At 70.4% G+C, this 20,790-nt stretch carries 12 protein-coding genes; 3 read left to right on the top strand and 9 right to left on the bottom strand.

Annotated elements, in window-relative coordinates; genetic code table 11:
- Positions 1-26: 26 nt before the first annotated feature.
- Positions 27-2,918, bottom strand: coding sequence for a vitamin B12-dependent ribonucleotide reductase (locus tag ACFVHO_RS31745; RefSeq protein ID WP_385722194.1), 2,892 nt, complete (start codon positions 2,916-2,918; stop codon positions 27-29).
- 131 nt (positions 2,919-3,049) lie between these two features.
- A complete protein-coding gene (gene nrdR, locus ACFVHO_RS31750) occupies positions 3,050-3,592 on the bottom strand; it encodes a transcriptional regulator NrdR (protein ID WP_190119381.1) in 543 nt (180 codons plus the stop codon).
- A 494-nt stretch (positions 3,593-4,086) separates the two neighbouring features.
- Between nrdR and lexA the strand changes: the two genes are divergently transcribed.
- Entirely contained in the window at positions 4,087-4,872 is a 786-nt protein-coding gene (gene lexA / locus ACFVHO_RS31755; RefSeq protein ID WP_030362804.1) for a transcriptional repressor LexA, read from the top strand.
- Between the two features lie 194 nt (positions 4,873-5,066).
- On the opposite strand, the gene ACFVHO_RS31760 is transcribed toward lexA, so the two are convergent.
- From ACFVHO_RS31760 to ACFVHO_RS31780, 5 genes are all read right to left on the bottom strand, one after another.
- Positions 5,067-7,082 (bottom strand): ATP-dependent DNA helicase, encoded by a 2,016-nt coding sequence (locus tag ACFVHO_RS31760; protein ID WP_385722197.1) that lies wholly within the window; start codon positions 7,080-7,082, stop codon positions 5,067-5,069.
- 40 nt (positions 7,083-7,122) lie between these two features.
- On the bottom strand, positions 7,123-9,084 hold the full coding sequence (locus tag ACFVHO_RS31765; RefSeq protein WP_385722200.1) for an IucA/IucC family protein: 1,962 nt from the start codon (positions 9,082-9,084) through the stop codon (positions 7,123-7,125).
- An 82-nt stretch (positions 9,085-9,166) separates the two neighbouring features.
- Positions 9,167-9,943 carry a GNAT family N-acetyltransferase gene (locus ACFVHO_RS31770; protein WP_385722203.1) on the bottom strand — a complete coding sequence of 259 codons (777 nt, stop codon included), beginning with the start codon at positions 9,941-9,943 and terminating at the stop codon, positions 9,167-9,169.
- A 169-nt stretch (positions 9,944-10,112) separates the two neighbouring features.
- Positions 10,113-12,323: an IucA/IucC family protein gene (locus tag ACFVHO_RS31775; protein ID WP_385722206.1), complete on the bottom strand. Its 2,211-nt coding sequence runs from the start codon at positions 12,321-12,323 to the stop codon at positions 10,113-10,115.
- Positions 12,324-12,508: 185 nt separating this feature from the next.
- The gene (locus ACFVHO_RS31780; protein WP_385722209.1) at positions 12,509-14,233 is read right to left on the bottom strand and encodes a diaminobutyrate--2-oxoglutarate transaminase family protein; all 1,725 of its coding nucleotides are present in this window, start codon (positions 14,231-14,233) and stop codon (positions 12,509-12,511) included.
- Between the two features lie 449 nt (positions 14,234-14,682).
- Between ACFVHO_RS31780 and ACFVHO_RS31785 the strand changes: the two genes are divergently transcribed.
- Both ACFVHO_RS31785 and ACFVHO_RS31790 read left to right on the top strand, forming a co-directional pair.
- Positions 14,683-15,909: a trypsin-like serine peptidase gene (locus ACFVHO_RS31785; protein WP_385722212.1), complete on the top strand. Its 1,227-nt coding sequence runs from the start codon at positions 14,683-14,685 to the stop codon at positions 15,907-15,909.
- A 218-nt stretch (positions 15,910-16,127) separates the two neighbouring features.
- Positions 16,128-17,336 carry a trypsin-like serine peptidase gene (locus ACFVHO_RS31790; protein WP_385722214.1) on the top strand — a complete coding sequence of 403 codons (1,209 nt, stop codon included), beginning with the start codon at positions 16,128-16,130 and terminating at the stop codon, positions 17,334-17,336.
- Positions 17,337-17,470: 134 nt separating this feature from the next.
- On the opposite strand, the gene hflX is transcribed toward ACFVHO_RS31790, so the two are convergent.
- Both hflX and ACFVHO_RS31800 read right to left on the bottom strand, forming a co-directional pair.
- Positions 17,471-18,961 (bottom strand): GTPase HflX, encoded by a 1,491-nt coding sequence (gene hflX / locus ACFVHO_RS31795; RefSeq protein ID WP_385722217.1) that lies wholly within the window; start codon positions 18,959-18,961, stop codon positions 17,471-17,473.
- Positions 18,962-19,242: 281 nt separating this feature from the next.
- Positions 19,243-20,745, bottom strand: coding sequence for a M1 family metallopeptidase (locus tag ACFVHO_RS31800; protein ID WP_385722219.1), 1,503 nt, complete (start codon positions 20,743-20,745; stop codon positions 19,243-19,245).
- Between the last annotated feature and the right edge of the window lie 45 nt (positions 20,746-20,790).

The following is a 20,790-nucleotide window of genomic DNA, read 5'->3' on the forward strand; positions in this document are numbered from 1 at the left end:
GCCCCTCACCTCACGGCGTCAAGCGGTCAGCTGCAGCCGCTGGTGGAACCGCAGCCCTCGCAGATGTAGCACGAGCCCGCGCGCTGCATCTTCGTGCCGCAGGAGAAGCACAGCGGCGCGTCGGCCTGGATGCCCAGCTGCATCTCGACGAGCTCGGCGCTGGTGTGCGCCTGCTGCGGAGCGGCCGCCTCGGTCTCCGGCTTCGGCGTGGCGACGGCCTTCAGGACCTCCGTCTGCCGCGGGGCGGACTGGGCCAGGCCCTCGACGTCGACGTCCTCGTCGGCCGGCTCGTACGAACCGGTCTCCAGGTGACGCTGACGCTCCTCGGCGGAGTGGATGCCGAGCGCGGAGCGGGTCTCGAAGGGCAGGAAGTCCAGCGCCAGGCGGCGGAAGATGTAGTCGACGATCGACTGCGCCATCCGCACGTCCGGGTCGTCCGTCATGCCGGCCGGCTCGAAGCGCATGTTCGTGAACTTGGAAACGTACGTCTCCAGGGGCACGCCGTACTGCAGACCGACGGAGACGGCGATGGAGAAGGCGTCCATCATGCCCGCGAGGGTCGAACCCTGCTTGGACATCTTCAGGAAGACCTCACCCAGACCGTCGTCCGGGTAGGAGTTCGCCGTCATGTAGCCCTCGGCGCCACCGACGGTGAAGGACGTGGTGATGCCGGGACGGCCCTTCGGAAGGCGCTTGCGGACCGGGCGGTACTCGACCACCTTCTCGACCGCGCTGCGGATCGTGCCCTCGGCCTTCTCGGCGATCTCGGTCTTCTCCTCCTCCTTCTTCTTGGCGGAGAGGGGCTGACCGACCTTGCAGTTGTCGCGGTAGATCGCGAGCGCCTTGACGCCGAGCTTCCAGGCCTCGAAGTAGACCTCCTCGACGTCCTCGACAGTCGCGGTCTCCGGGAGGTTGACCGTCTTGGAGAGAGCGCCGGAGATCCACGGCTGGATGGCCGCCATCATCCGGACGTGACCCATCGCGGAGATGGAGCGCTCACCCATGGCGCAGTCGAAGACCTCGTAGTGCTTGGTCTTCAGGCCCGGGGCGTCGATCACATTGCCGTGCTCGGCGATGTGGGCGACGATCGCCTCGATCTGCTCCTCCTGGTAGCCGAGGCGACGCAGGGCCTGCGGCACGGTGCCGTTGACGATCTGCATCGACCCGCCGCCGACGAGCTTCTTGAACTTGACCAGGGCCAGGTCGGGCTCGAGGCCGGTCGTGTCACAGGACATGGCGAGACCGATGGTGCCGGTGGGCGCGATGACCGAGGCCTGCGAGTTACGGAAACCGTTCTTCTCGCCGAGGCGCAGGACGTCCTGCCAGGCCTCCGTGGCGGCGGCCCAGATCGGGGTGTCCAGGTCGTCGACGCGGACGGCCGAGGCGTTGGCGTCGGCGTGCTGCTTCATGACGCGCTTGTGCGGGGTGGCGTTGCGGGCGTAGCCGTCGTAGGCGCCGACGACCGCCGCGAGCTCCGCGGAGCGCTTGTACGAGGTGCCGGTCATCAGCGACGTGATGGCACCGGCGAGGGCGCGGCCGCCGTCGGAGTCGTACGCGTGGCCGGTCGCCATCAGCAGGGCGCCCAGGTTGGCGTAGCCGATGCCGAGCTGGCGGAAGGCGCGGGTGTTCTCGCCGATCTTCTGGGTCGGGAAGTCCGCGAAGCAGATGGAGATGTCCATCGCCGTGATGACCAGCTCGACGACCTTGGCGAAGCGCTCGGACTCGAACGACTGGCTGCCGTTGCCGTCGTCCTTGAGGAACTTCATCAGGTTCAGGGAGGCGAGGTTGCAGGACGTGTTGTCCAGGTGCATGTACTCGCTGCAGGGGTTCGAGCCGTTGATGCGGCCGGACTCCGGGCAGGTGTGCCAGGCGTTGATGGTGTCGTCGTACTGGATGCCGGGGTCGGCGCAGGCCCAGGCGGCCTCGGCCATCTTGCGGAAGAGCGACTTGGCGTCGACCTCCTCGATGACGTCGCCGGTCATGCGGGCGCGCAGGCCGAACTTGTCGCCGTTCTCCACGGCCTTCATGAACTCGTCGTTCACTCGGACCGAGTTGTTGGCGTTCTGGTACTGGACGGACGTGATGTCGTCGCCGCCCAGGTCCATGTCGAAGCCCGCGTCACGCAGCGCGCGGATCTTCTCCTCTTCCTTGACCTTGGTCTCGATGAAACCCTCGATGTCGGGGTGGTCGACGTCGAGGATGACCATCTTGGCCGCGCGGCGCGTGGCGCCGCCCGACTTGATCGTTCCTGCGGAGGCGTCGGCACCCCGCATGAAGGAGACCGGACCCGAGGCGTTGCCTCCGGAGGACAGCAGTTCCTTGGAGGAACGGATGCGGGAGAGGTTCAGGCCGGCGCCGGAGCCGCCCTTGAAGATCATGCCCTCTTCCTTGTACCAGTCGAGGATCGACTCCATGGAGTCGTCGACGGACAGGATGAAGCAGGCGGAGACCTGCTGCGGCTGGGGCGTGCCGACGTTGAACCACACCGGGCTGTTGAAGCTGAAGATCTGGTGCAGGAGGGCGTACGCCAGCTCGTGCTCGAAGATCTCGGCGTCGGCGGGCGAGGCGAAGTACCTGTAGTCCTCGCCGGCCTTCCGGTACGTCTTCACGATGCGGTCGATGAGCTGCTTCAGGCTCACCTCGCGCTGCGGCGTGCCGACCGCGCCGCGGAAGTACTTGCTCGTGACGATGTTGACCGCGTTCACCGACCAGAACTCGGGGAACTCGACGCCGCGCTGCTCGAAGTTGACCGAACCGTCGCGCCAGTTGGTCATGACGACGTCACGGCGCTCCCAGACCACCTCGTCGTACGGATGCACGCCCGGGGTCGTGTGGATGCGCTCGATGCGCAGGCCCTTGCCGCCCTTGGGTCCCTTCGCGCGCGAACCTCGCGCGGGGCCGCTCGTCGTCTCGGTCATGCCGCCTCCCTGTATCAGGCTAAAACGCCCTGAAGTGCCACGTTCTTCCCGCAGCACGGTGTGTGTCTTGTGTCGCGGGCACCACTAGGGGCGACCGCAACAGGTCTGGTTCGCCGTCGGACCGTGAAAGGTCAGTCGCCGGCGGTGGCAGGCTGCGGGACTTCGACAGTCCCACCGGGCCCGCGGCCGGTCGCGTCACGTTCCGCTCCGGAGCCGTCCGGCGCGGCGTCGCGCCGCTCCCTCAGCTCTTCGACCGCGGCCTCGAAGTCCTCGAGCGAGTCGAACGCCCGGTACACGGACGCGAAGCGCAAATAGGCGACGAGGTCGAGTTCCTGCAGCGGGCCGAGTATGGCCAGTCCCACGTCGTGGGTGGTCAGTTCGGCACTTCCGGTGGCCCGGACCGCTTCCTCGACGCGCTGGCCGAGCTGCGCCAGCGCGTCCTCGGTCACAGGCCGCCCCTGGCATGCCTTGCGGACGCCGTTGATGACCTTGGTGCGGCTGAAGGGCTCGGTGACGCCGCTGCGCTTGACGACCATCAGGGAGCAGGTCTCCACGGTCGTGAAGCGACGCGAGCAGTCCGGGCACTGGCGGCGCCTGCGGATCGACGTGCCGTCATCAGTGGTGCGGCTGTCGACTACGCGGCTGTCGGGGTGCCTACAGAAGGGGCAGTGCATGGATCTCCCAACCCTCCTTCATGGCACGACACAGAGGCCTCCAAGGACCCTTGGGCCCCTCGAAGCAGCCCCAAGCATAGGCGATGCCCGCGACCCCGGAAGACCGGGGACCACAACTTCTAGGCTGCGGTCGCAATCCAACCACTACATCTGGGGTTTGCTCGTCATCATCGACGTCACCGCGTGTCGCGGAGCGCGTCGGACAGGCAGGCGCGCGCGAGTCCGCGCCGACGCCACCCGGGAGATCCCGGTGCCCAGTTGACGGAGCGCCGAGTGGCACTATGGGAGCCTCACTCGGCGGGGCTGGACCCCGGCGGTGAAGCGTACCGTAATGAACCGAAATTCCTTTCGGCCCGAACGTCAGCCATACACCCAGACACATGATCAGGACAGGGAATCTACGATTTTTCACTCGAACGTGTGTTTGGCGCAACCTTTCGAAAGCAACTACCGTTGGCTAACTAGGGAGAACATCTCGAGAGGGGCCGACCGACGTGACCACCACCGCAGACAGCGCCACCATCACTGCCCAGGACCGCTCCCAGAGCCGATTCGAGCCGGTGCATGCCATGAATGACGCAGCCACGAACCAGGAGGGGCCCAAGCCCACGCGCTCCCTGCCGGGCCGACCTCCAGGAATCCGCGCCGACAGCTCCGGGCTCACCGATCGCCAGCGCCGGGTGATCGAAGTCATCAGGGACTCGGTGCAGCGGCGTGGTTACCCGCCGTCGATGCGGGAGATCGGTCAGGCGGTCGGCCTCTCCAGCACCTCGTCGGTGGCCCACCAGCTGATGGCTCTCGAGCGCAAGGGCTTCCTGCGCCGCGACCCGCACCGTCCGCGCGCGTACGAGGTCCGGGGCTCGGACCAGCCCAGCACCCAGGCCACGGACACCACGGGCAAGCCGGCCGCTTCGTACGTCCCCCTGGTCGGCCGCATCGCGGCGGGCGGCCCGATCCTCGCCGAGGAGTCCGTCGAGGATGTGTTCCCCCTCCCCCGCCAGCTCGTCGGCGACGGTGAGCTGTTCGTCCTGAAGGTCGTCGGCGACTCCATGATCGAGGCCGCCATCTGTGACGGGGACTGGGTCACCGTCCGCCGTCAGCCCGTCGCCGAGAACGGCGACATCGTCGCCGCCATGCTCGACGGCGAAGCGACCGTCAAGCGCTTCAAGCGCGAGGACGGACACGTCTGGCTCCTGCCGCACAACTCCGCGTACCAGCCGATCCCCGGCGACGAGGCGACCATCCTCGGCAAGGTGGTCGCGGTTCTGCGTCGCGTGTGAGCCTCCGCCCCTGACACGGGCCCCGGAACCTACTGCGCCGGTTCCGGGGCCCGTCTCTTGCCGTTCTGGCCCCCGCGTGGGGCGTTTCCGCGTGCCCCTGGCCCGGCTGTGTCCCGGCCTCGCTGCCCGCGCCTCAGCTCCGCCGTCACGCCGACCGCGCCCTGCTGGCCCGCCGACGGCAACGGGGCTGCGGACTACTCCTCCGAGGCCTCGGCCGCTTCCGGTGCCCCGGCCCCTCCCGACGCCTCCGCAGCCACCGCCGCCGCGTCGATCGCCGCCAGGGAGCGGCGCACCTGGTTCCGGTCCGTCGTGTACCAGAACTCCGGCAGCGAGGCCCTCAGATAGCTCCCATAGCGCGCGGTAGCCAGGCGCGGGTCCAGGACCGCCACCACACCGCGATCCCCCGACGCCCGGACGAGACGACCGGCCCCCTGGGCCATCAGCAGCGCGGCATGGGTCGCCGCGACCGCCATGAAGCCATTGCCGCCCGCCTCGTCCACGGCCTTCTGCCGGGCGCTCATCAGAGGGTCGTCGGGACGCGGGAACGGGATCTTGTCCATGATCACCAGCTGGCAGTTCGCGCCCGGCACGTCGACGCCCTGCCACAGCGAGAGCGTGCCGAACAGACACGTCCGCGCGTCGGCCGCGAACCCCTTGATCAGCTCGCCCAGCGTCTCCTCACCCTGCAGCAGGATCGGCATGTCGAGCCTGCCCCGCAGCTCCTCGGCCGCCGCCTGGGCCGCCCGCATCGAGGAGAACAGGCCGAGCGTCCGCCCGCCCGCCGCCTCGATCAGCTCGGTGAGCTCGTCCAGCATGTCGCCGCGCGTGCCCTCGCGGCCCGGACGTGCCAGGTGCTGTGCGACGTACAGGATGCCCTGCTTGCGGTAGTCGAAGGGGGAGCCGACATCGACGCCCTTCCAGACGGGCGCGTCCTCGGCCTGGGTGCCCTCGGGGGACAGCCCGAGGGACGCCCCGACGCCGTTGAAGTCCCCGCCGAGCTTGAGTGTGGCGGACGTGAGGACCACCGAGCGGTCCGTGAACAGCTTCTCGCGGAGCAGGCCCGAGACCGACATGGGAGCCACCCTCAGGGAGGCACCGAAGCGGTCGTGGCGTTCGTACCAGACGACGTCGTACTCGGAGCCGTTCGTGATGCGCTCCGCCACGTCGTGGATCGTCTCCACGGAGGCCAGGGCCTGCTTGCGGACCACGTCCTCGTCCTGGACGGACTTGTCGCGGGTGGAGCCCAGCGCCGAGATGACCGTGCGGGCAGCGTCGCGCAGCGCCATCAGGGCATAGCCGAGGTCCTCGGGGACCTCTTCCAGGCGCCCCGGCAGCGCCAGCTCCATGAGCCGCTCGAAGCCCTCCGCGGCGGTCTGGAGCTGATCTGCCGCCTTCTCGTTGACCAGCTTCGCCGCGCGCCGCACCGCACGGTTGACCTGTCCAGGGGTGAGCTCACCGGTGGCGACACCGGTGACACGGGACACCAGCTCATGGGCCTCGTCCACGATCAGCACCTCGTGCTGGGGCAGGACGGGGGCGCCCTCGATGGCGTCGATCGCGAGCAACGCGTGATTCGTGACCACGACCTCGGCGAGCTTCGCTCGCTCGCGCGCCATCTCGGCGAAGCACTCCTGGCCGTACGCGCACTTCGAGGCGCCCAGGCACTCCCTGGACGAGACGGACACCTGCGCCCAGGCGCGGTCGGAGACGCCCGGGGTGAGGTCGTCGCGGTCGCCGGTCTCCGTCTCGTCCGCCCAGTCCCGCATGCGCAGCAGGTCCCGGCCGAGCTTGCTGGTGGGCGTCGCCGCCTCGAACTGATCGAAAAGCCCCTCTTCCTCGTCCTGTGGCACGCCCTCGTGCAGGCGGTGCAGACAGAGATAGTTCGACCTGCCCTTGAGCATCGCGAAGTCGGGGCGCCGACGCAGCAGCGGATGCAGGGCGTCCACCGTCCGCGGCAGGTCGCGCTCGACCAGCTGACGCTGCAGCGCCAGGGTGGCCGTCGCGACGACGACCCGCTCCCCGTGCGCCAACGCGGGCACCAGATAGCCGAGGGACTTACCGGTGCCGGTGCCGGCCTGGACCAGCAGGTGGGAACCGTCGTCGATCGCCTCGGCGACGGTCTCGGCCATGGTCACCTGGCCGGGGCGCTCCGTGCCGCCGACGGCGGCGACGGCGGCGTGCAGGAGCTCGGGGAGGGAGGGCTTCGTCATAGCTCGACCACCCTACGGTGCCCCACTGACAACACTGCGATCAAGGCTGATGGAGGGGGTTGGCGACGGTCCCGTGGACGGCGGCGTGCGGGCGCTCGGAACGGTCGCGGTAGCCGTCGAGGTGGAGCCGGTTGCGGTTCAGGCACAGGCGCTCGATACGTGGTGTGAGCAGGTCGAATGTCTCGTACCGCTCCTTCAGCTCGGGGGCGCGGGCCTGGTGCCGGAGGATCTCGGCCCGTACGAGTGACCAGAAGTCGGCCTCGGGGACACCGAGTTGGTCCTCGCACAGGGGCGCCAGGTAGCGGAAGACGCCTACGAAGAGCCCGGCGTGGATGAACTGGGTCAGGAAGGCCGGCGGCTCGGTGAGCAGGATGTCGCGTACGTCGTCGGGCATGGAGGCGTGCTCCGGCACGGGCTCCGCACTGACGTTGACGTCGTCTACGAAGTCCTTGACCGCGAGGCGCACGGGGACGTCCTTGTCGTCGAAGACGACGATGGCGTTCTCCCCATGAGGGGAGAACACCGTTCCGTAGCGGTAGAGGAACTGCAGCAGGGGCGGCAGCAGAGCGGCGAAGAGCTGCGTCAGCCAGGCCGTGGGCGTCAGCCCGGAGCGGGCGACGAGCTCCGTGACGAATGCCCGCCCTTGGGGATCGGTGTGCAGAAGCGCGGCGAGGGTGCGGGCGCGCTCCCCGGGCGCGAGGTAGCGCGTGAGGGGCTCGCGCCAGATGGCGCCCAGCAGTTCCTTGTACTGGTAGGGCACTTCCGGGAGCGAGTCGTAGACGGGGTGCTCCACGGCGACGGAGGCGACCTCTCCGAGGAGGATCACCCGGCACTCGTCACGCAGGAACGGATCGCCGTCACGCAGGGCGTGCACCCAGGAGGTGACGGCCGAGGCGGCGACCGTCCGCTCCGTGGGCAGACCGCGCCACACGAGAGTGTTGAGGACCGACAGCGGGAGTTTGATCGTGTGCCGGTCGGGACGGGTGGTGTTCAGGAATGTCCGGATCGACTGCTGGGGCAGGCGCAGATCGCCGTCGCTGGGGAGCGGGACGATGGTTCCGGCGGCGACGGACGGGGCGAACAGGGGCAGTACGACGTCGTCCCACTGCCAGGGGTGCACAGGCAGGTAGAGGTACTCCCGCGGGTCGAGGCCGCGTGCGTCGAGCAGGGCCGCGTAGGACTCGCGTGTCGCGGCGTCGAGCTCGCGTGCGTAGAGGTCGTCCGCGGTGTCCAGGCCCGGCACGCCCCGGTAGGTGGAGATGCTGTTGTGCACGGCGATCCACGGGATGGCCGAGTCGCGGCGGGCCTCGGGTGCCCAGCGTGCGGCGTCCGACGCGGAGAAGCCGATGCGGCCCTTGTTGAGGACGAGCCAGGGGTGGCCGATCTGGTGGCCTTCGAGCTCCGCGTAGCCGAGGTCGGCGAGCTCCCCGGCGCTGAGCGCCCCGTGGTCGAGGCGGGTGTCGGCGCTCAGCGTCGCGGTCAGTTCGCGGATGAGGTGGCCGAGGGTGGCGCCGTCGAGGTCCAGGGTGCGGCGGGCGACGGTCAGGAAGCGCAGGGGGTCGGTGCAGGGCGTCGGGCTGCCGGTGCCGTCGGTGAGCGTCAGGCTCGCCGGGTCCACTCGCCAGCTGCCGTAGGCGCCGCGGCGGGCGCGGAAGGTGAGACGAGGACGGTGCTCGCCGGGCGCGGCGGGTTCGTCGAGAAGCAAGGTGTACGTGTACGTCTCTGTGGCCCGCCCCTCACTGTCCGTGACACTCCCCTCGTCTGGTGCGTCTGCTGCCCGGCTTCCCCTCGCGCTCGCCCGGCCACCGGCGTCGCCGCCTCGGCCATCGGCGCTCGCTGCTTCCGCTGGGACCGGACTGAGGATCTCTTCGTACGCGAACTCGCCGACGAGCTTGGCGAGGAGGCGGCGCCCTGCCTCCTCCCAGCGTTCCGCGGTCAGCTCGGGCGGGTCGTAAAGGGCGGCGGGGTCGTTGGGTGTCTCGGGATCCGAAAGATTCGGCACGGGGACTCCTCGGGGAGGGAACCGGATCGGGTCGAGCGGTGTATCAGAAGTGAGCGGATCGAAAAGGGGCGGGCTGAGCGGGTCACAGCACGGCGCGCAGAGCCCGGTCGCGGACCATGAGGGCCGCTCGTTTGTCGGGGAGGTCCACCTCGGCGGCAAAGCGGAAACCGGCGCTGAGAAAGGCGGAGACGGAGGGGGTGTTGCGCAGGTCTGGTTCGGCTACGACACGTGCGCAGGAGGGTCGGTGATCGAGTACGAGATCGGCGACGGCCCGCAGCAAGGTGGTGCCGAGGCCCCGGCCGCGATCGGCGACACCACCGACGAGGAGGTGGATTCCGGTGTCGTGAGGGCGTGCGGGGTAGTGGCGGGCCAGAGGGTCGAGGTCGGCGCGGTAGATCTCCCAGTAGCTCATGGGGGCGCCGTCGAGGACGCCGAGGCAGGGCACGCTGCGTCCGTCGCCGTCGAGCTGGGGGCGCAGGTGGGTCTCCGTGACGGATACGGGTCCGGCCAGTTCCCAGAAGGCGGCCACGGCAGGGTCGTTCATCCATCTGCTGATCAGTGCCAGGTCGCGCTCAATGCGTACGGGGACGAGTTGGAAGACGCCCGCGTCGGTGGCGGCGGGGCTCCAGGTGTCCACGTGGTCGAGCAGGTCGCCGCGGGCCGGGTCGGGCTCGGTGGCCGTCGCGTGGTCCGAGCCCGCGGCGGCGTCGGAGGTGAGGGGCGCCGTGTGCCCACCGCAGTCGGCGATCAGCGCGACGAGTGCGTCGGGCAGCCGCAGGTCCAGGGTGTCTTCGCAGTCCGGGGTGCCCGCGGTGGCGGGATCGGTTCCGGCGTCGGTGCTCGCGTCGGTGGGAGGCACGGCGTCGCTCCTCTCGGAGGGGTTGGCTTCGGCAGGGGTGGGGCCTGGTCCTCAGGAAGGGGGCATGGTCATCGGTGGGGAAAGGGGGCGTGTTCTGTGGTGGCGCAAACGAAGTGGTCGCGGCGGGTGGGGAGTTAGTGAGTTCGGGCGGGGTTCGGGGTGGAGCGGGTCACGCGTGGAGGGGATTCGAGATGGTGACGTAGACGGATTGGGTGTCGACGGGGCCGACGAGTTCGTCGAGTCCATGCAGGCGGGTCAGGAGGTTGGCCTTGCACCGCAGCACGGGTGAGTCGAGCAGTCGGGAGGGCAGCGGGGTGCGGAGCCGGCCTGGGCCCGACGCGGCGTCGCGGAGGAAGCGGCGGAACGCGGCGAGCAACAGCTTTTCGTCGGCGAGGCGTTCGGCGCCCAGGGCTCCGATGAGTCCGAGGACGTTGTTGATGCCGAGGTAGTAGGCGAAGCGCTCGTCGGTGACCTCGTCGGAGACGAAGGTGTCGCTGCGCTGTCCGATGCCGGGGAGCCGCTTGTCCAGTTCGGCGCGGCGGGATTCACGGAAGTAGTAGCCCTGGTTGTCGCGGTAGCGGCCACCGGTGGGCCAGCCGTCGGGGTCGAGCAGCAGCAGGGTGTTCTGCTGGTGGGCTTCCAGGGCGATGCCTGCTTCGCTGTCCAGCCAGAGCACGGGGCGTACGACGTGCTGGAGGTAGCGCAGGAACCACTCGGTGGCGACGGCTCCTCGTGGGCGGCCGGTGTGTCCGGCGAGCCGGGTGATGATCGCGGCGAGCCGGGAGTGCATCGGCGGCCGGTCCTGGCCGGTGGGCTGCGCGGGCGGCCTGGGTGAGACGAGTCCGGCGATGCAGGTCGCGTCGTCGCCGGGGCGGAAGGGGTTGTGCCGGATCATCACATCGAGTCCGGCGACGGCTTCTCCGTCGGCTCCGGTGACGGCGAGCCAGGCGGGGTCACGGATCACGTCGAACCCGGGGTGGGCCGCCTGCCACTGCTCGGCGAGGCCGCTGCGCAGCAGCCGGTGGACCTCGACGCCGCGGTGGAGTTCTTTGCGGAGGTTCTCACGACGGGAGTTGGTGATGCGCAGGGCCAGCGACAGCTTCAGCATGGCCGGGGCGCCGGAGCGGTAGAGGGTGCGCACGGAGGAGGTGGGGTGCCAGGGCGCGCCGTGGGGGCCGAGGTCCTTGAGGAGTCCGGCGTCAAGCAGGGCGGCGATCTCGGGGCGGTGGCGGAGTTCGCGGATCTGCCACGGGTGTGCGGGCAGGACGGCGTGGTCGTCCGGCAGCGGCAGGTCGGGGCCCGCGAGGCGGGCGGCGAGCTGGTCGGCCGGGACGGTGCGGCCGCGTTCGGTCCAGGCCGAGTCCATGTCGAGCACCGAGCGGTCGACGGCGAGCCAGTGCAGCGGGAAGGCGCCGCGCAACTCCGGTGAGTAGAGCCGGGATTCGGTGTCGGAGAGCCCTTCGCGGCTCTTCGGGGTCGGGTGCAGCGGATGGCCGAGGAGGAGGGACTGTTCGGCGGCGAGGAACAGGTCGGGGATGTCGTCCGGGTTGTTCCTGCGGTCGGCGATGAAGTCGGCGGTGCGGCGGACGGAGTCGGCGACGCGGGCGACCAGGTCGGCGCCGTCGGGCGCTTCCCGGGGCTCGGCGGGTTCCCTGGGTTCGGCGGGTTCGGGTTGGGCGGCTTCGGATGGGGCGGCTTCGGGTTCGGTGGCCTCCCGAGGGGGTCCGGCCTCCAGCCCTGTCAGTCGCGGTTGTGGCTGCGGGTGCGGCTGCTTCGGGTCGGGCTGTGCCTGGGGGCTTGAGGCGGCGAAGTCGCCGCGCTGGGCGTCGGGTTGGGGTTCGGTCCGGGCGTTGGTGGGGTCAACGGGCCGGGGTTCGGAGTCGGTGTCCGGGTGGGGTGCGGTGCGCTCCTGGGTGGGGCCGTGGGGTGATTCGGTGGCGCGGGCCGTTTCGCGGCTCAGGAGGGCGGCGACGGTGACGGCGTCGACCGGTGGTGCGGTTGCGGGGCCGTCTTCCAGGCACGGGGGGCCGAAGCGGTGCCAGCCGGTCGGGGACCAGTAGTCCACGGGGACGAGGAGGGCGGTGCCGCTGGCTTCGAGGGGGATGCGCAGGGAGCCGTGTTCGGGTGCGGCCATGTCGTTCTCCCGCACCCAGCAGCGGAGCAGGTTCTCGACGGCTGCGGCCTGGGCCGCGGTGTGCGGGTCGGGGTGGTCGAGGAGGTCGGTGGTGCCGTGGCGCAGTCGCTCGGCCTCCTGACTCCTGCCTTTCTGCCGCGGGACCGTACCGGCCTCCGCCGTCTGCGGGGACTGCGCGGACTGTGTGCCGCACGCTGCCGGTGGGTGCGGTTGGGGACGGCCGTCGGGTGCGGGTGTGGCGTTCAAGAGGGTTCCTTGTGTGGTTGATCGGGCTCCGTTTGGCGACGGGCGGTGGTTGGGCGGGACGGGTCGCGGGGCGGGCGCGGGGTGGGACGGTGACGGCCGCGCCTGGGAGGTGATGGTGCGGCTGCAGCTGTCGTCGGGTCGGTCGGTTCGTGCCCGGCTCGGTCAGGGGACGTGAGTCGCGGTGGTCATGGATGCTCCGATGCGAGTCTGCCGTCGGTGGCGCGGCGGTGGGAACGCTCCGCCGCGGTGAGGGCGTCGGCGAGTCGGTCGAGGACCGCGGTCGCCTGTTCGTCCGTGATGGTGAGGGGAGGAAGGAGACGCACGACGCTGGAGTGCCGTCCGCCGAGTTCGACGATGAGCCCGCGGCGCAGGCACTCGCGCTGTACGGCGGCGGCCAGTTCGGGGGCCGGTGGGTGCGGGCGGGTGTCGGGGAGGTCGTGCGGCCGGTGGTGTTGGTGGTGATTGTGCCGGTGCGGGTGCGGGTGTGGGTACTGGGGGGCGGAGGCGCCGGGCGGCGTCGCTGCTCCTGCCGGGGGCGTGGTGGGCTCGGTCGTCGGGGGTGCGGGGGCGTACGCGGGGTGTGAGGGGTACGAGGAGTACGCGGGGTGCGGAGAAGGTTCCGTCTGGTCGCCCAAGTGCAGGGTATGGGGCGCGGGTTGGGCGCGCTCCGGGTCCACGAGTTCGACGCCCAGCATCAGTCCGGAGCCGCGGACGTCGCCGACGCAGGGGTGGTCGGCGGCGAGGGAACGCAGGTCTGCGAGCATGCGGGCGCCGAGGGTGGCGGCGCGTTCGGCGAGTCGGTTCTCGCGTACGTAGGCAAGGGTGGCTGCGCCTGCGGCCATGGCGAGTTGGTTGCCGCGGAAGGTGCCCGCGTGGGCGCCGGGGGGCCAGACGTCGAGGTCGTCGCGGTAGACCACGACGGCGAGGGGCAGGCTGCCGCCGATCGCCTTGGACAGGACGAGGACGTCGGGGACGATGCCGCTGTGCTCGACGGCCCAGAAGGCGCCGGTGCGGCCGACGCCAGTCTGTACTTCGTCGGCGATGAGGGGGATCCCACGGGCTGCGGTGATCTCTCGCATCCGGCGGAGCCAGGCGACGGGGGCGGGGAGGACGCCGCCCTCGCCCTGGACGGGTTCGAGGATCATGGCGGCGGGGGCGGGGACGCCGGACTTGGAGTCGTCGAGGAGGTTCTCGGTCCAGCGGGCGGCGAGTTCGGCTCCGTTCGGGCCGCCGATGCCGAAGGGGCAGCGGTAGTCCTGGGGGTAGGGCAGGCGGGTGACGCGGACGTCGCGGGCGCCGCCGGAGGCTTCGAGGGCTCCTGCGGTCATGCCGTGGTAGGCGCCGGTGAAGGCGAGCAGGCCCTCGCGGCCGGTGGCCGTGCGGGCGAGTTTGAGGGCCGCTTCCACGGCGTCGGTGCCGGCGGGGCCGCAGAACTGGATGCGGGCGCGGTCGGCGAGGGCGGGCGGAAGTGTGCGGAACAGCTCGGTGGTGAAGTCGTCCTTGACGGGTGTGGCCAGGTCGAGGACGTGGAGAGGGGCCCCGGAGTCGAGGACGTTGCGGATGGCTTCGAGGACGACGGGGTGGTTGTGGCCGAGGGCCAGCGTGCCCGCGCCGGAGAGACAGTCCAGGTAGCGCTGTCCGTCGGCGCCCTCGATGGTCATGCCGCGGGCGCGGACGGGCACGATCGGGAGCGCGCGTGCGTAGGTGCGCGCGGCGGATTCGCGGGCGGACTGACGGCGCAGGATGCCTTCGTGCGCGCCCCTTTCGGAGGCGCCTGATTGGTATGCACCCCTTACGGGGGATTCGCCCTCAAAGCCGCCGCCCTCACGGGGACCACTCGCACCCACGACACCGTCACCCGCAGCACCCGCACCCCCGGCGCTCTCGCGTGTGGCGCCCTCACCCCCCATGCCCCCAGCGGAAGCAGGCTCGGTCACGGCCACGGCTGTTGGTCCTCCCGCTGGGACTTGACGCGGGCCCGCCGGATTTCAGCCGGGCGCGCGAGCGAGTTGGCGCGGGGGCTGAACGCGCACAGCGTGTCCCCCGTACGTACCAACGACGGCAGGTGCGCGGGATCACGGGTGTACGGAAGATCCTTGCCGTGACGGAACCGTTGCCGTCCCGTGGGCCGTCCCCAACGGCACCGGCATAGTGTGGGGTGCCGTTCACCAGCACCAAGGTGTTCCGCACCACGGGCATTCCGGACGTTCGGCACCACGAACGACCGAGCGCCCGCGAGCACGGGCATCCGGGCGCCCCGCAGTGGGCGCGCCGTGATGGCCGAGGCCGTACAGAAGCACGTACGGCACCACGATGTACGGCATTTGGAACGATTTCGAGGCCCAGGGGGATTCTCACCATGCGACCCATACGTCCGCTCTTCAGCTCCCGCAGTGGGAGGGGCGCGCGCGGCAGGACCTCCCCCGTGGCGGCCGCCGTCGCGCTTGGCGCGGCACTCGTCCTGACCGCGACCGCCTGTGGCCCGAGTGACGACAAGGCGGACGACTCCTCCGCCTCGCAGCCCGGCGACAAGGGCGACGACAAGTTCCAGATTCCGGGCGACATCCAGGACCGGCTCAAGGAGCACGGCATCGACCTGGACAAGTGGAAGGACGGCGCCTGGAAGAACTGGGACAAGGACGACTGGCTGCGCGAGGCGGGCGACTTCGTCAACCCGATCATCGAGGACCTCTGGGACCCGGACCGCATGCGGGACGCGGACAAGAACCCGGACCGCGGCGTCGACGAGGGTGACATCTCCGGCGACCAGGGCGTGACGGACCCGACGCCGAAGCCGGTCCAGGCAGCGGGCGTGAAGACGCCGTACCACGACCAGGTCCCCGCGGCCGGCAAGCTCTTCTTCGACGGCCCCGAGGGCTCGATGGTCTGCTCGGCCACGGTCGTCAAGGACCCGAAGAACCCCGGCAAGTCCAACATGGTGTGGACCGCGGGTCACTGCGTCCACGCGGGCGCCAAGGGCGGCTGGTACCGCAACATCGCCTTCGTCCCGTCGTACAACGACAGCGGCACGCCCACCGCGGAGCTGCAGGGCAAGCCCAAGGAAGAGGTCGCTCCGTACGGCGTCTGGTGGGGCGACTGGGCGCAGACGTCCGACCAGTGGATCGAGCAGGGCGGCCCGACGGGCGGCAAGGGCGCTCCGTACGACTTCGCGGTGATCCATGTGACGCCGGAGAAGGGCAGTGAGGGCAAGTCCCTGGAGGAGACGGTCGGCACGGCGCTGCCGGTGGACTTCGACGCCCCCGCGGTGCCGAAGATCAAGGACATGACGGCGACCGGCTACCCGGCGGCGTCGCCGTTCGACGGCCAGAAGCAGTTCCAGTGCGCGGACAAGCCGGGCCGCCTCTCCCTCAGCAAGCCCGACCCGACGATGTACCGGATCGGCTGCACCATGACCGGCGGTTCGTCCGGTGGCGGCTGGGTCACGGAGGGCCAGGACGGCAAGCCCGCCCTGGTGTCCAACACGTCGATCGGCCCGGTGACGGCGGGCTGGCTCGCGGGTCCGCGCCTCGGTGACGAGGCCAAGGGCATCTACAACGCGGTCAGCAAGAAGTTCGCGGGGCAGTAAGAAGTCACCGTCGGCGGGTCGGCCCCGGTTCCCGGGGCCGGCCCCACCCGCTTCGTCCGCGTACGCGCGTCAGCGCGGCGAAACCTTCACCACCCCGCCGCCGTTCGTCCCCAATTCCACAGGCATAGTGGGAGCTCACGTCGGCCCGGGCGGCGGATGCCACGCCCGCACCTGACACGCACATGGCAAATACACGTTCCTACGGGGGTTACAGCTACATGCGTTCCATTCGTGCGCCCTTCGCGCGCAGCCGCGGCCGCCGAGCCGCGCTCGCCGTCACCGGGCTCGCCGCGACCCTGGCGCTCACCGCCACGGGCTGCGGCCCGAGCGACGACAAGGCGAGCGACAAGTCGGACGGCGGCTCGGCGCAGGAGGCGGGCAAGGGCTCCGACTCCGGTTCCGGCCTGCCCGGCGACCTCGCCGACCGGCTCAAGAAGCACGGCATCGATCCTGACAAGTGGAAGGACGGTGCCTGGAAGAACTGGAGCAAGGACGACTGGCTGCGCGAGGCCAAGGACTTCGTCAACCCGGTCATCGACGGGCTCTGGAAGCCCGAGCGGATGCAGAAGGCCAAGGACCCGAACAAGACGATCGCGTCGAAGGACGCGACCGCCGACCAGGGCCAGACCGACCCGGACCCCGCTCCGGTCCAGGCGAAGCCCGAGAAGACGCCGTACCACGACAACGCGGCGCCGGTCGGCAAGATCTTCTTCGACTCCCCCAAGGGTTCGATGGTCTGCTCCGGCACGGTCGTGAAGGACCCGCGCAACCCGGGCAAGTCCAACCTCGTGTGGACGGCGGGTCACTGTGTGCACGCCGGTTCCGAGGGCGGCTGGTACCGCAACATCACCTTCGTGCCCTCGTACAACGACCTGGGCAAGTCCGAGGCGGCCCTGAGCAACGCGGCGCCGCAGGAGATCGCGCCGTACGGCCAGTGGTGGGCGGACTGGGTCTCGACGTCCGGTGAGTGGATCGACCAGGGTGCCGCATCGGGCGGCGCCGGCGCTCCGTACGACTACGCCGTGATGCACGTGAAGCCGCAGGAGGGCACCAAGTCCCTCGAGGAGACCGTCGGCAACGCGCTGGAGGTCGACTTCACGACCCCGTCGGCGCAGAGCGTGGCGTCCATGGGCGCCTGGGGCTACCCGGCCGCGCCGCCGTACAACGGCCTGATCATGCACAAGTGCATCGACAAGCCCGGCCGTCTGTCGCTGGACCCGGCGACGCCGACGATGTACCGCATCGGCTGCACCATGACCGGCGGTTCGTCCGGCGGTGGCTGGTTCCGGGTGGTGGGCGACAAGTCCCAGCTGGTCTCCAACACGTCGATCGGCCCGGCCGACAACACCTGGCTCGCCGGTCCGCAGCTGGGCAGCGGCGCGAAGCAGGTCTTCGACACGATGAGCGAGAAGTACGGCTCGCAGTGATCCGACGGCAGTCCGAACCCCGGTGACCTGGAGTTTTCATGGTGAAGGCCCCGCCCCCTACGAGAGGGGGCGGGGCCTTCACCATGTGGTGCGCGTACGAGTCCCGCGTCAGCGCGCGGAACTGCAGCGTCCCGTCAGTGCGCCGCGGGAACGTACGGCGCGAGTTCCGCCGCCAGTTCCTCGTGCACCCGTGCCTTGAGCAGCGTGCCCTCGGGCGTGTGCTCCTCGGAGAGCACTTCGCCGTCGGCGTGCGTACGCGCCACGAGCTTGCCGTGGGTGTACGGCACGAGGGCCTCGATCTCGACCTCGGGCCTCGGCAGTTCGGCGTCGATGAGCGCGAGCAGCTCCTCGATGCCGGTGCCGGTGCGCGCGGACACGGCGATCGCGTGCTTCTGTGTGCGCAGCAGCCGCTGGAGGACCAGCGGGTCGGCCGCGTCCGCCTTGTTGATCACCACGATCTCCGGCACGTCCGTCGCGCCCACGTCCCGGATGACCTCGCGGACGGCGGCGAGCTGCTCCTCCGGCGCGGGGTGCGAGCCGTCCACCACGTGCAGGATCAGGTCGGACTCGCCGACCTCCTCCATGGTGGAGCGGAACGCCTCCACGAGGTGGTGCGGCAGATGCCGGACGAAGCCGACCGTGTCGGCCAGGGTGTACAACCGGCCGCTGGGCGTCTCCGCCCTGCGGACCGTCGGGTCGAGGGTGGCGAACAGGGCGTTCTCCACCAGCACACCCGCGCCGGTGAGGCGGTTGAGCAGGGAGGACTTGCCCGCGTTCGTGTACCCGGCGATGGCGACCGAAGGCACCTTGTTGCGCTTGCGCTCCTGGCGCTTGATGTCGCGGCCCGTCTTCATCTCCGCGATCTCCCGGCGCATCTTCGCCATCTTCTCGCGGATCCGTCGCCGGTCCGTTTCGATCTTGGTCTCACCGGGACCGCGGGTGGCCATGCCGCCACCGCCGCCGCCACCCATCTGACGGGAGAGCGACTGACCCCAGCCGCGGAGCCTCGGCAGCATGTACTGCATCTGCGCGAGGGCTACCTGCGCCTTGCCCTCTCGGGACTTGGCGTGCTGGGCGAAGATGTCGAGGATCAGGGCGGTCCGGTCGACCACCTTGACCTTGACGACGTCTTCGAGGTGGATGAGCTGGCCGGGGCTGAGCTCACCGTCGCACACGACGGTGTCCGCTCCGGTCTCGAGGACGATGTCACGCAGCTCCAGGGCCTTGCCGGAGCCGATGTACGTCGCCGGGTCGGGCTTGTCGCGGCGCTGGATGACGCCGTCGAGCACGAGCGCGCCCGCGGTCTCCGCGAGAGCGGCCAGCTCGGCGAGGGAGTTCTCCGCGTCGTGAACCGTTCCGGAGGTCCAGACGCCCACGAGGACGACGCGCTCCAGGCGGAGCTGTCGGTACTCGACCTCGGTGACGTCCTCGAGCTCGGTGGAGAGGCCGGCGACGCGGCGCAGGGCCGCGCGCTCGGAACGGTCGAACTGCTCGCCGTCCCGCTCTCCGTCGATCTCGTGGCTCCAGGCGACGTCCTCTTCCATCAGGGCATCGGCCCGAAGACCTTCGGGGTAGTTCTGCGCGAAGCTCTGTGCGTCCTGGGAAGGGGAAGAAGAGGAGGTCATTGGGTCCTTTACGTCGATGGGAATCCGATACGGAGAGCGCCTGCGGGCACTCTTCGCCCTGCCGCACCGCGTGTGCGGCTCGCACCGCGTGCCACAGCGCCACCCGTCATGTTCGACAACGCTCACGGCCCCCCGGAGATTCCCCGGACCAGCCGGGACCGTCCCTGAGATGTCCCCGAGGGGATCTCCCGGACGGGCCGCGCCGTCGACCTGAAGATGGTCGCACGGTACGACCCGTCTCGTCACCCGAGTATTTCGGGCGCCCCGCCAGGGGCCCGCCGCTACTTCTTGCCCTCCGCCGCCTTCTTCTCCGGCGGCGTCGACATCCAGTCGGGGTGCCCCGGCATCGGCGGGGTCTTCGCCCCGTACAGCCAGGCGTGGAAGAACCCGTCGAGGTCGCGGCCGGAGACCTCGGACGCGAGCCGCACGAAGTCGGCGGTGGTCGCGTTCCCGTCGCGGTAGGTGTGCACCCAGGCCCGCTCCACGGCCTCGAAGCCGGGTCGCCCGATCTCCTGGCGCAGCGCGTAGAGCACGAGCGCGCTGCCGTCGTACACGACGGGCCGGAAGATGCTGATCTTCTCCCCCGGCCGGGGCCCCTTGGGCGCGGCCGGGGGCCCGCCCGCCGCGCGCCAGCTGTCGGAGAGCCGGTAGGCGTACCGCATCCGCTTCTCCAGGGACTCGCTCGCCTTCTCCTCCGCGTACAGGGCCTCGTACCAGCTGGCGTGCCCCTCGTTCAGCCACAGGTCGGACCAGGTGGCGGGGCTCACGCTGTCGCCGAACCACTGGTGCGCCAGCTCGTGCACCATGATCGATTCCACGTACCACTCGGGGAACTCGGGCCGGGTGAACAGCTCCTTCTCGAAGAGCGACAGCGTCTGTGTCTCCAGCTCGAAGCCGGTCCGCGCGTCCGCGACGAGCACCCCGTACGTCTCGAACGGATAGCGGCCGACCTTGTCCTCCATCCAGGAGATCTGGTCGGGGGTCTTCTTCAGCCAGGGTTCGAGCTGCCCCCGGTCCTTCGTGGGCACGACGTCCCGTACGGGCAGGCGGTAGGGGCCGGTGCGGTGCAGCACGGTGGAGCGGCCGATGGAGACCTGGGCCAGCTCGGTCGCCATCGGGTGCCGGGTGCGGTACGCCCACGTGGTGGTGTCCGCGCGCCGCTCCTCGGCCAGGGGCAGGCCGTTGGCGACGGCGGTGAGGCCCTTGGGGGCGGTGACGCGGAAGGTGAACTGCGCCTTGTCGGCGGGGTGGTCGTTGCACGGGAACACGCGGTGCGCGACGTCCGCCTGGTTGGCCATCGCGAGCCCGTCACTGGTGCGCACCCAGCCGCCCTCGACGTCGCCGGACACCGGATCGCTGGTGTGCCGCACGGCGATCCGCAGGCGCTCTCCGGGCTGCACGCGCGCGTGGGGCGTGACGACGAGGTCCTCGCCGGCGGTGGTGAAGTCGGCGGCGGCGCCGTTCACCTCGACGGAGCGGACCTTGCCGTGGGTGAAGTCGAGATTGACGCGTTCCAGTGGGGCCGTCACCTTGGCGTCGATCTTCGTGAGCGCGTCCAGGGGCTTGCTGTTGTCCCCGTGATAGGTGAAAGCGATGTCGTACGACGTCACGTCGTAACCGGGGTTGCCGAGGTGGGGGAAGAGCCGGTCGCCGATGCCGAGGGGGGCGGCGGGCTGCGGGGCGCTCGCGGCGAGCAGGGCGGCGGAGGTGGTGGCGGCGAGGACGGCGACGGCGATCCGGACCGTCTTCGGCCGGGTCGCCTTGGTGCGCGGGGTGAGGAGCATGAACTACGGCTATCAGCGCATGCCTTCCACGTCGGGACGGCACGC

Source organism: Streptomyces sp. NPDC127108 (assembly GCF_042677545.1).
Taxonomy (GTDB): Bacteria; Actinomycetota; Actinomycetes; order Streptomycetales; family Streptomycetaceae; genus Streptomyces.